Origin of the sequence: Verrucomicrobium sp. BvORR106 (genome assembly GCF_000739655.1) — a bacterium.
Lineage (GTDB): Bacteria > Verrucomicrobiota > Verrucomicrobiia > Verrucomicrobiales > Verrucomicrobiaceae > Verrucomicrobium.
This window is the reverse complement of the sequence record NZ_BATR01000141.1, coordinates 1-11,121: the sequence shown is the minus strand read 5'-3', so window position 1 is coordinate 11,121 and position 11,121 is coordinate 1. Positions and strand designations below refer to the sequence as shown.

9 protein-coding genes are annotated in these 11,121 nt (G+C 60.7%); 1 reads left to right on the top strand and 8 read right to left on the bottom strand.

The features are described from left to right. Positions 1-526 precede the first annotated feature (526 nt). The 8 genes from BV106_RS26015 to BV106_RS25975 form a co-directional block, all read right to left on the bottom strand. Positions 527-862: a hypothetical protein gene (locus BV106_RS26015; protein ID WP_038169606.1), complete on the bottom strand. Its 336-nt coding sequence runs from the start codon at positions 860-862 to the stop codon at positions 527-529. A gap of 586 nt (positions 863-1,448) precedes the next feature. After that, positions 1,449-1,985 (bottom strand): hypothetical protein, encoded by a 537-nt coding sequence (locus tag BV106_RS26005; protein WP_038169602.1) that lies wholly within the window; start codon positions 1,983-1,985, stop codon positions 1,449-1,451. A 64-nt stretch (positions 1,986-2,049) separates the two neighbouring features. Next, positions 2,050-2,778, bottom strand: a complete 729-nt coding sequence (locus BV106_RS26000; protein WP_081892285.1) for a DUF1963 domain-containing protein — start codon at positions 2,776-2,778, stop codon at positions 2,050-2,052. Positions 2,779-2,861: 83 nt separating this feature from the next. Continuing rightward, on the bottom strand, positions 2,862-3,575 hold the full coding sequence (locus BV106_RS25995) for a zinc metallopeptidase (RefSeq protein ID WP_038169600.1): 714 nt from the start codon (positions 3,573-3,575) through the stop codon (positions 2,862-2,864). 55 nt (positions 3,576-3,630) lie between these two features. Next, complete coding sequence (hrpB, locus tag BV106_RS25990; protein WP_051946346.1) at positions 3,631-6,210, bottom strand: ATP-dependent helicase HrpB; 2,580 nt, start codon at positions 6,208-6,210, stop codon at positions 3,631-3,633. Positions 6,211-6,308: 98 nt separating this feature from the next. After that, entirely contained in the window at positions 6,309-6,854 is a 546-nt protein-coding gene (locus BV106_RS25985; RefSeq protein WP_051946345.1) for a DUF4112 domain-containing protein, read from the bottom strand. Between the two features lie 274 nt (positions 6,855-7,128). Beyond that, positions 7,129-9,225, bottom strand: coding sequence for a transcription termination factor Rho (gene rho, locus BV106_RS36270; RefSeq protein WP_051946344.1), 2,097 nt, complete (start codon positions 9,223-9,225; stop codon positions 7,129-7,131). A 53-nt stretch (positions 9,226-9,278) separates the two neighbouring features. Continuing rightward, positions 9,279-10,031 (bottom strand): YebC/PmpR family DNA-binding transcriptional regulator, encoded by a 753-nt coding sequence (locus BV106_RS25975; protein ID WP_038169598.1) that lies wholly within the window; start codon positions 10,029-10,031, stop codon positions 9,279-9,281. Between the two features lie 372 nt (positions 10,032-10,403). Here BV106_RS25975 and BV106_RS25970 point away from each other — a divergent pair, with 372 nt between their 5' ends. Continuing rightward, a complete protein-coding gene (locus tag BV106_RS25970) occupies positions 10,404-10,634 on the top strand; it encodes a hypothetical protein (protein ID WP_009962694.1) in 231 nt (76 codons plus the stop codon). The last annotated feature ends 487 nt before the right edge of the window (positions 10,635-11,121 follow it).

The following is an 11,121-nucleotide window of genomic DNA, read 5'->3' as shown; positions in this document are numbered from 1 at the left end:
AGTAGCGCTGCCACAAGTTGTCTAGGTGGCGACATCCTGTCAGCGTATCTCATAGTTTGGTGGCAACGGTTGAGTGCACATGCCTGAGTTTATAAATGCGTCCTCGAGGCAGATGAACCACGAGTCGTCACCGCCGCATGAGTCGTCACCGCCGCATGAGTCGTCACCGCCGCATGAGTCGTCACTGTCGCGTACAATGCCCCAGGAATCGCCCCGCGTGCCGTGACCGTGAGTAGAGTAGGCGAGCGTTAATCCAGGGCGATGGGGGGCGAAGTTCGCGATGATCCAGTAGGGGAATGTGGTCGGCAGCTTTGCGTAGGGCCACACCAACATGCGTGAGAAAGGCTCTATCAAATAAGGAGCAAGAGCCTCCTGGAGTGGGATGTAAGTCGCCGCTGCGAATTCTGCCTGAATCAGAGCCTTCATTTCTTCTTTGCTGGGCTGGAGCGGGAGGTTCATGGATCGATATGAGATGCCCGCCTGCAACTTGGTCCTCTGAGTAAATCGAAACGCAGTAGAACTGTGATCAGGACACGGGATGTTCGCGCAGCGACATGTGGAATTGTCCGGCCTTCGCAGCCGTGTCCCAACCGAACTCAATCGCCTTGTGGATGACGCGTCCGATGAATGCCGGTTTCATGACCCGGTGATCTTTGGATTTTGGCGGCTTGGGGCTGTTTTTCCAATGTGGCAGTTGAGGAATGTCTGCCACGATCAGAAGTGATCCCGGATGATCCCATCGCTGGACAACGATGCTTTTCACCAGCCAGCCATCGGCATTATCGTCACCGATCGAAACGGTGTACTCGAAGGACCCATCTGGTGTCTTCAATTCAAACGCCCTGGAGCTGGGGAGAGACATGGGGTGGGGCTTAATGGAGAGTCGTCACGAAACGTCGGGCACGGCATTGAGTGGTGCAAGGGGATCTTCTCACTTAAGCCGTATATGGTCAGCGCCTTCGTTGAAACTGCACGACAGTCCCATCCAAATGGCAGTCATGCTAGATCAGAGAGTTATCGGCAGGCTTGTCAGTGAAATGACGGTGACCAGGGGGCAGCCAGGCGAACCCGTCATTGATGGCGGTCAAGCCGCGATCAGGGCCATTCTCAGCAGACCAGCCGGATGCTATGGCCCAGCGGATCGAAGCGACGACATGACCAGGTGTGTGATCGAAATGGTGCGAGAAGGTGACCAGATACAAGTAGTGTGGCCTTCCATTCCGACCGACTGTGATGCAGTCTTCACTGCAAAAAATGCAATGAGCGACATAGTGGTACAACCACTCGATTTGATCGATCAGGAGCTTCCTCGTTCCTCTTTTGGGCCATGCCATAACGTGTGCGGTCTTTGTCGCTAAAGTTTTCGCGCAGGGGGGGCTAACGTGACCAGCTTGGCCCTATGTTGATTGTATGTCGCTGAGGAAGATGGCTGTACTTTGAAGACGAGGTCAGCCGCCCGCATGAGCGGGAGTGCTCGAACTGCTTTGTTCGTTCTGGATCTTCTTGATAGCTTCTTCAATATCAAGCTTCAGCAACTCGAAGGTGCCGTTGGGCTTCTTGTCGATCCAGTCAACCTTGCCGTCAATGATTGGACGCAAGTCGTACTTTTCACTGTATCGATAGTGTCCCTGCTCTGAATTGAGAAATGCCAGGTAACGCCCGCTTTCAATCGGTGTCCAGACAGCGGAGCTCATGGGAATCGTTGATCCAACGATGGCGATCTTTCGTTTGTTGGGTGTTGGAGACACGTCTGACTTCAGTGTCTGTAACACCTCAGCCTCCGCGACGTAGATCTTGGAGGCTTGGTCGTCGCCAGTGGGAACGGTGACTTCTGTGACCTTCTTGACATCCACCACAACTACAAGCCCCGCCCGATCCAAAAAGTCCTTGATGGGCGCGAAAAGCGCCTGCCCGCCGAACGCAGGCCCTTGACCGGAAATCAGGAGACAGGCGATGGCAACAACAGTTGATGCGAGCATCTTCATACTGATCAGGACGCTCGACGGCGCGGTTTCTTGGATTTTGACGGGCGGCGTTGGCTGGTTCACGTTAGCCTGCGTCGCACTTGAGGATGCTGAAGTCCAGACTCTTGAGTCGGTTGGCTTGAATGAAAATCATGAGCCGGTCGCCATCGTGCCAGCACCAATTCAATTCTGAGCTTGATGAGAGATTCAGTAGATGGATCCACTCCGGGCCCGGTGTTGGGTCGTATGCGAGAGTGCAATAAGAGGGGTATCCCAGAAGATAGTGTTCAGCATTCACCTCAAGCGAGAGGTCCCAGGCCATGTCTGCGGCCTCTTCAAAAGGCCAATCATTCCGCAATTCCCTGTGACGAGGAACATTCAAGCTTGGTACAAGCTCAAATGCAGTTTCAGGATTGACCGGAATCATGCCCGGTGCGGGAACCAGAGAGTGATGCGATAGATCCTGCCAGTAGTAGCCAACGACATAGTCGGCGTCCTGCCAGGAGATCTCCCCATTGTCGTCATCCGCGTAGAAAAGAGAGAGCAGCCCGGAGCTGGGCAAAAGTCTGGACGCCGGGCGCAACTGTTCAAAGTTTACCTGCCCGAGAAAACGATATCGCCCGTTGGCATGCGTAGGCCATGTGAAGCCCGGTGCTACATAGGGAGTACCTCCGAATCGTGACTCTGCCGGTCTGGGTTTCGCGGAAGTAGGGTGGATATCAACGGACGGTCTGCAGGATTCAGCGAGAAACGAAAAATGTTCGCCAGGCCAGCCCAGCTGATTGGCGGATGCTTGAATTTCAACCGAGGTCATGCCGCTACTCCTCAAGAATTCATTCCTCTGTGCTCTCTGTGCCTCTGTGGTTAACCCGAAACTCCCATTCCATCACCTCTGACTCATTTCTTCGGCGGTGTCTTCTGATTGGGCCGCAGTTTCCCGCCCACGGGCAGCATGCCGTAGAAGAAATAAGCGGGGGATTTCAGGAAAATACCAGTGTCGCGCCAGGCGATGCGGGGGAGGATGACGGCGAAGACGTCGATGAGGGACGCGTGGCGCTTGAGCTTCTGCTCGATCCAGGCCATGACGCGCTGGGAGGCGTTGAACTCCACGGGGATGCTGAGCACGTTCACCAGCATGATGAGGGCGCACAGGGCGGAGCACACCATCATGACGCGGGTGGCGGGCATGCGCTTGAGCACCATGAGGATGATGCACACCAGGGCGACCAGGGTGGGGGCGTAGCGGGTGAGGCGGATGTTGCCTTGCCGCCAGTTGAAGGCCTTGGCGGCGTCTCCCTCATGGGTGGCATGGGCCGCCTCGTGCAGGGCGACAGCCCAGGAGCCGGCATCGGTGCCACCGGAGATGGCGCGGTCAAGGAAGAGGCACTTTCGCTTGGGGTCGTAGTAGTTCGTGATCAGGGCATTGTGCTCCATGATGGTCACGTTCGTGGCGCCCATCTCGTCCAGGAACTCCCGGGCGGCCTCGGAGGCCGTTTGGCCTCCGGGCACGGTGTGAATGGCGCCCGCCTTGAGTGCGTCTTCATACCGGCTGGCGGCGAAGCGCGCGATGCCGAGGGTGATGAGCAGGATGATGAGGAAAATGCCGACCATGATGTCTGGGGAGGGAAAAAGGGTTAAGGAAAGAGCTGGGTGCTGGCTGGAAGTGCTATCGCCACTCGTGCCGCGGATAGCGGCCTCGCAACTGGGTTTTCACCGCCTGGTAGCTAGTCTTCCAGAAGCTGCCGAGGTCGCCTGTCGTCTGCACCGGCCGCTGGCTGGGGGCAAGAATCTCCACCAGCACGCTGACCTTGCCTCCAGCAATACGTGGATTTTCGTTGGTATCATACAGGTGCTGCAGGATCACGGACATCTGGGGCGGGGCATTGTCGCGGTACTCCACCCGCGCGGAGCGTCCGCTGGCCAGTTGCACCCGCTCCGGCGCGTAGCGATCTAGCATATCCCGCTGGGCGGCGGAGAGCCAGGCATGCAGGGCGGAATCGGGCGTGCGGTCCTTGATCTGGCGGTAGGCGGTGGCGCCATAGCAGATCTGCTCGATGAGCAGGCGGCGGTCGTCCTCGCTGATGGTGGGCAGTTCCATCTCCGGCATCCAGGCGGCCAGGCAGTTGAGGCGGGTGATCCACTGCTCGGTCTTCTCCGTCCAGGTGGGCAGGTCCAGGCGCTTGGACACGATCTCCTCCGCCAGCAGGGTGGCGGCCAGGCCTAGATTGGGCTCGCCGCGCTCGCGACTGTGCAGCACCAGATCGCGGAAGCGCGTCTGCTCCAGGTTCATCACGCGTTTGTTGATGGCATCATACGCCACATGGAAGCCGGAGGTGATATCACCAGGAAAGAGCTCCCGCAGCCAAGTTTCCTCGATCCGCGTCACCAGGTTCAGCTTCACCTGCAACGCCTTGCCCTGGATCTCCGCGATCTCGGCGGCAGCCAGCAGGGGTGGGGGCTTGATGTGGGCGTCCTTTTCCAGGTGGCCCTTGTAGCCGGCGGCCAGGGCATAGACCCGCGAACCGGATGCGGTCTCGACACCGAGGTGGTCTGAGAAGGCGGAGAGAATGACGCGGGCGAGGTCCTCCGCCCGGGCGGGGGGCACTTCCTCATTGTTCATCTGCGCTCGATTGGCCAGCCCCATGCGTCGGCAGAGTCCGCCGATCTGCTCGTAGGTGCGCATGGCGTCATGGGCCGAACGGGCGTGAATGCCATAGGGCGCGCAGGCGTCGGGCGAGAACTTGGTGGAGGCGGCCTTGTCGAATGCCCGCATCAGCGCCTGGAATTCGCTCAGATCATCCCGCTGGAAGAACTCCTCCTGCTTGCGTTTGGTCTGCTCCGTGGGCTTCATGAGCAGGTCACGCCCCTGTGCCAGGGCAGCGCAGAGGGCGGCGTCCTCCAGGCAGTTGAACTCTGCAGCGGTGATCAGCATGCGCGAGAAACGGGGATGCAGCGGGAAGGCGCTCATCTTCCGCCCCAGTTCGGTCAAAGCACCGTCCGGACCCTGAATGGCGCCGAGAGCGGCGAGCAATCCCGTGGCGCGGTTGGAGGACTCCTCGGTGGGAGATTCATACCAGTCGAAGGTCATGCCCGCGGCCTTGGTCACGACTTTGAGGGTGAGAAAGGCCTCGCTCAGGTCCAGCCGGCGGATTTCCGGCAGTTCATTCTCCGCCCGGTGCAGGTGTTCCCGCTCCGCCCAGAGGCGGACGCCCATGCCGGGACCCAGACGACCGGCGCGACCGGAGCGCTGCTCGGCACTGGCGCGGCTGATCTTCTGCACCGTGAGGGTGTTGATCCCACGGCGGGCATCGTAAGAGGAGATGCGGGCCAGCCCGCTGTCGATGACAGCACGCACGCCCTCGATGGTGAGGGAGGTCTCCGCCACGTTGGTGCTCACGATGATGCGGCGACCCTGACCGGGCTGGAGCACCTCGTCCTGCTGCTGGGGAGGCAGTTCCCCATGCAGCGGGAGAATACGGTAGCCGCGGGCAAAGCTGCGCCCCTGGAGGGCGGAAATGGTCTTGCGAATCTCGTGACCGCCCGGCATGAAAATGAGGATGTCATCCTGCACGCCACGGGTGGTGACCAGATCCTCCGCCGCACGGGCGGCCTGGTCCCAGATGGCTTCCTCGAACCCGCGCTTGTCGCGTTGCGAAGCCTGGTAGGAGATGCTGACCGGGAAGGTACGTCCTTCGGAATCGAAGATCTCACATGGGTCCATGAACTCCCGCAGCGGCTCGGGCGTGATGGTGGCGGACATCACAATGATGCGCAGGTCTGGCCGGTGCACGGCCTGGATGGCCCGAGCCCAGGCGAGGCAGAGATCGCCATCCAGATGACGCTCGTGGAATTCGTCGATCACCAGACAGCCCACCTTGCTGAGAGTGGGATCGTCCAGCAGATGGCGGAGCATCACGCCTTCCGTCACAAACAGAATGCGGGTGCGGGCGCTGCTGACATTTTCAAACCGCACCTGATAGCCGACTTCCTCCCCCAATCTTACGCCGCGCTCTGAAGCCACACGGGCGGCCAGCATGCGCGCGGCAATGCGGCGGGGCTGCAGCACGACGATGCGTTTTTCCCCGGCCAGATCATGGTCCAGCAGCATCTGCGGCACTTGAGTGGACTTCCCGGAACCCGTAGGGGCCTTCACCACGGCATTGGCCCTCGTGGACGTGCGGTTGAACCATCCGACGAGCGGATTGCGGATGGCTTCAATGGGGAGGTTGGAAGTGCGAACTGACACCCCTCGTTGTGCCGCAAAGTTTGGCGGAAGGCAATCGCTTTGAGAAGGGGAGAGGGGTAAGGGATAGGGGAATGCTCTCAGGTGGGCCGCCGCCCGACTTAGCTTTGGAATATGACGGCCCAGAGGGCGCGGGCGACGAGGAACCAGACGAAGATCCAGAACATCAACAGGACGAACCACACGCCAATAAACCCAATGAGGAACCAGCGGCTGCTGCGGCGTACGGTGCGGTCGCCGGTCTTCCACCGGTTGAGCAGGCGGAGGTTGCGGGTGTTGGATTTGAACCAGACCGAGAACAGGTCACCAATGCCGGGAATGGTGCCGATGGCGTCGTTGATCAAGACGTTGGCTCCCATGCGGATGAGCACGGAGATGGGCAGGCCGCTGCGGATGCCCTCGGTCACGAGCACGAGGCCGACGCTGGAGGCCAGCAGGTCGCCCAGGCCGGGGACGAGGCCGATGATGGGGTCCAGCCCCACGCGGAAGTTCGTGCCAGGAATGCGGATGAAGTCATCCATCCAGCGGGCGATGATGCGGGAGATCTCGGAGGCATTGTCGCCGTCGCGACCGACGGGCGCGCGGCCCTTCCCGTCAGGCGGAAGGACGTCCACATCCACATCGAGAGGGCGTTTGGTAGCAGGCATGGGCTGGGGGAGAGGGGAAAGGGATAAGGGTCAAGGGATAGGCCCTTGGGCAAGGTCCGACATTCGATGGCGGGTGGCGTTGAATGTTGGTTGGGGATTTGGGGAGCGTGCGTTGTCTACAGGGAATCGTGGGAGAGGGCGTTAATGCATCGAACTTTTGTGGGTGGGGCGACTTGCGGGGCCATCGGTGGTCCCGCCCCGGGCACAAAAAAAGAAGCCGCTGAATGGGATCAGCGGCTTCTCTGCGGGAAAATGTAATCTCTATCGGTCGGCCCTAGGAGGTTCGTCCGGGCAGTTCCACGAGCATCTGGGCGTTGTTCGGGAAGCGCTCCATGAGGGAGATGACGCGCTGGATGGCCTCCATGGGCTTGTGGCCTGCCAGGCCGCGGCGCAGCAGGTGCACTTTTTCCATCTGGAAGGCTGGCAGGAGCAGTTCTTCACGGCGGGTGCCGGAGCGGAAGATGTTCACGGCCGGGTAGATGTATTGCTCGGCGATCTTGCGATCGAGCACCAACTCGAGGTTGCCCGTGCCTTTGAACTCCTGGAAGATGAGCTCATCCATGCGGCTGTTCGTCTCGATCAGCGTGGTGGCCAGGATGGTGAGGGAGCCAGCATCGCGAGTATTGCGGGCGGCGGCGAAGAGGCGGCGGGGCACCTCCAGGGCACCTACGCCCACACCACCGCTCATGGTAGCACCGTGTTTCTGGGCGTTGTTGAAAGCACGGCCCATGCGGGTGATGGAATCCAGCAGCATGAAGACGTGCTGGCCAGCCTCGACAAGACGCTTGGCGCGCTCGATGGCGAAGAGAGCCGTGCGCAGGTGGCTCTTCATGTCGCTGTCGTTGGAGCTGGCGTGAATTTCTGCGGTTGGCAGAGCCCGGCGGAACTCGGTGACTTCTTCTGGACGCTCGTCCACCAGCAGAATCATGAGGTGCATCTGCGGATGGTTCTGCACCACGGCCTCAGCGATGTGCTGGAGCAGGGTGGTCTTGCCAGCACGCGGCGGGGCCACGATGAGACCACGCTGACCGCGACCCACAGGGGTGATCAGGTCCATGATCCGTGTCGTGAGACGGTCGGGGCGGGTCTCAAGCTGGATGCGCTTGTTCGGGTTGACGGCCTTGAGTTCCTCAAAGAGGGGCAGATTGCGCACCTTCTCAGGTTCGAGCCCGTTAACCTCAGTAATTTCCGTGACCTGTGGTCCACGGTGTCCATCGCGATGGATGCCCTTGACGAACATGCCTTCGCGCAGGCCCAGATTGCGGATGAACTCGGGGGAAACCCACGGGTCCTGGGCGAACTGGGCATAGAGGCGGCTCTTCTGTCGGAGGAAGCCGTACCCTTTGGGCGTCATTTCCAGGATGCCTTCAGAAGGTTCCGGTGGGCCCAGCGGGCGTTCCGGGAGCGGCTGGCTGGGCTGGGGGGCTTCGCCGGGATGTCCCTGGCCTTCCTGGCCGTGACGGGGCTTGTTGCGGAAGCGATCCTTGAACCGCTCACGCTTGTTCCACTTGCCGCCTTGGCGATGCTCACGCTGTTCCTGCCCGTGACCGTGGCCTTGGCCCTGGCCGGGATGGGGGCCGGGGGCGTAGGACTGCCCTTCGCGGCCTTCGCCTTGAGATTGGGATTCTCCGACGTTCTCACGATATTGACCTTCGCCACCCTGTCCGCCGCCTTGTGAGGAGCCATGCTGTTGATGTCTCGGCTGGGGGTATTTGCTCTGGTGGCGACGTCCGTACTGCTGGTTCCGGGAATAGTCCTGGGGAGGCTGCTGCGGCCGCTGGGGATAGCGGGGAGCCTCAGAAACTGGGGCAGACTCGGTGGGTGCCGGAGCCAGAGCAGGTGCGGGGCCACGGGCCGGAGCTGGTGCCGAAACGGCTGCTTGGGGAGCGGCGACGACTGCAACTGGGGCGGGAGCCGCCGGAGCCGGGGCCGGTGCCGATACTGGTGCAGGTGCGGCGGGAGCGGGAGCGGGAGCCGGTGCTGAGGTGGCAGTAGGAGCTTCGCTGCGGGCCTTGGGCGCCCTAGGACCAGCGGTGGTGCGTCCTTTGGCGGCTTTCTTCGCGGTGCTGGCGGATGCCTTGACCGGTGTCGGCTCGGGAGCGGGTGCAGCTACAGGAGCAGGAGCGGGGGCAGGTTTCTCGGCTGCGACTTTCTTGGCGGCCTTCTTCGATGCCTTTTTGGCAGCGGCTTTCTTTGCCGTGCCTGGGACCGTGGGTGCACTCTGGGGCTCGTCAGAGAACAGGGAGCCAGCGGAGCTGCTGCGGGCGGCGGACTTGGCCGCTTTCTTGGTAGCGCGCTTTTTAGTCGCACCAGTGCCGCGCGCCGAATCTGGAGCCAACGGGAAGAGCGTGTCAGCCAGAGGCGGGTGCATAAGGAAGTCTTCAGGCATTGTAAGTATCGTCGAAGAGATAATCTAACTCTGGCTCACTCAGAGAGCTGGGCTGCGACATCGTCCGCGATCTCGAAGTTCGCGTGGACATGCTGGGTGTCGTCGTAGTCGTCCAGTTGGTCGTAGAGTTTCAGGAAAGCGCGTGCGGTGGTCACATCCGTGAGGGTGACCGTGGTGGAAGGCTGGTAAACAAGCTGCTGCGAGCGTGGGGAGACGCCTTTAGCCTGGAGAGCTCCGCCCACGGCAAAAAGCTGGTCTTGAGCTGTGTAGATGACCCAGTCATCCTCACCATCCACCATGTCCTCACCGCCGGACTCCAGTGCCAGCTCCATCGCAGCATCCTCTGTGAGGGCTCCTTTGTCCAGACGGATTTCACCCCGGCGCTGGAACAGGTAACTCACGCTGCCAGCATCGGCGAAGGTTCCGCCCAGCTTGCTCATGATCAGGCGGATGTCTGCCACGGCGCGGTTGCGGTTGTCGGTGACCACCTCAATGAGCATGGCGACACCTCCCTGGCCGTAGCCTTCGTACACGATCTCCTCGAGCGAGACGCCGCCAAGCTCGCCCGCGCCCTTTTTGATGGCGCGTTCGATGTTGTCGCCGGGCATGTTCATGGCGCGAGCATTGAGGATGGCGGTGCGCAGCCGGGCGTTCAGTTCAGGATTTGAACCGCCCAGCTTGGCCGCGAGGGTGAGTTCCTTGCTGAACTTGCTGAAAACCTTGCCGCGTTTCGCGTCGACTACGGCTTTGATATGTTTGACCTTCGACCATTTGTTGTGGCCTGCCATGCGGAAAAATAAAGCTGGGATTGGGAGTGGGAGGCCGGGCTTTCCGGCGCAGGTGGATGCCTAAAAGAGAGAACCATCAATGAACGAAGTCGGGCGTTTCAAGGGTTGGCTCCTGCCGAAAAGCACCTTTGAGGTCGCATTTACTGCGGCTTTTGGGGCGGGAGAACCGTTGCGCGGGAGGCAACTTCGGTCACATGCGCGGGCTTGCGAGCCCGTCGACACCCTGAGTGTGAATGAGAACAGCGGTTTGCGCAACCATTTTTATTCCGGTGGCAGGGGGGAACAGGAGGGCAAGTACCATTCGCGTAACTTTCGTCTTGCTTCCTGCGTGGGGCGGTGGAAAGCTGACTGCCGTTTTTCAATCTGAACATCATGGGACAACAGCACAGCAAAATCATCAAGCGCCGCCGCCGCAAGGCCTACCTCGAACGCAAGAAGGCCCTTGCCAAGTCCGGCGTTGTCCGGAAATCCTCCCGCGTCAAGGCGGAGGCAGGTTCCGACGAGAAGAAGGCAGCGAAGAAGCCCGCGGCTAAAAAGAGCACCAAGGCCCCTGCCGTGAAGAAGGCAGAAGGCAAGGCTCCTGAAGCTGAAGAGCAGGCCTAGTCTGGTCGGGTGAGTCTTTTTTAATCTTTGAGTGGCGGGGCTTCGGCCCCGCCTTTTTTTGTTTTCTGGGTTCAAGGTTTTAGTTTTGGGTCCGGAGGTGGAACGAGGCCGGAAGATGCATGTTCTGTGCCGGAAGGGGTGGGAAGGCGGAAATAATCCCGGGGAAGTACGCCGTTGGGCGTAGGGTTGGGGGAAACTAGGCCGAAGTTCTTTCCTCGGTGCTGGTGGGAGGCTCGCGGCGGAGCGAATGAGGCTATCGGGCCCTTGGGCATGCGGTCGCATTCCGCGCGGTCAGAAAGTTGCAGACGGGAAAGCTAGTGCCTCCTCACGTCGACAACTACAGGAGAGCTGGGAGGTTGGAGGTCAAACACTAGTGGGTAAGCGTTGAGGCGCGAGCCATCGGGGGTGCTTGCGGATACGGAAGGTGTTTGAGGATTCCTTCTGCCGGGTGGCGAACAACACCGGTCGTAGTTGTCGACGTGAGGAG

Excerpts from the sequence above, each read along its gene's own strand:
- BV106_RS26015 (WP_038169606.1), bottom strand. The coding sequence starts at position 862 with ATGTCTCTCCCCAGCTCCAGGGCGTTTGAATTGAAGACACCAGATGGG.
- BV106_RS26005 (WP_038169602.1), bottom strand. The coding sequence starts at position 1,985 with ATGAAGATGCTCGCATCAACTGTTGTTGCCATCGCCTGTCTCCTGATT.
- BV106_RS26000 (WP_081892285.1), bottom strand. The coding sequence starts at position 2,778 with ATGACCTCGGTTGAAATTCAAGCATCCGCCAATCAGCTGGGCTGGCCT.
- BV106_RS25995 (WP_038169600.1), bottom strand. The coding sequence starts at position 3,575 with ATGGTCGGCATTTTCCTCATCATCCTGCTCATCACCCTCGGCATCGCG.
- BV106_RS25985 (WP_051946345.1), bottom strand. The coding sequence starts at position 6,854 with ATGCCTGCTACCAAACGCCCTCTCGATGTGGATGTGGACGTCCTTCCG.
- rho (WP_051946344.1), bottom strand. The coding sequence starts at position 9,225 with ATGCACCCGCCTCTGGCTGACACGCTCTTCCCGTTGGCTCCAGATTCG.
- BV106_RS25975 (WP_038169598.1), bottom strand. The coding sequence starts at position 10,031 with ATGGCAGGCCACAACAAATGGTCGAAGGTCAAACATATCAAAGCCGTA.
- BV106_RS25970 (WP_009962694.1), top strand. The coding sequence starts at position 10,404 with ATGGGACAACAGCACAGCAAAATCATCAAGCGCCGCCGCCGCAAGGCC.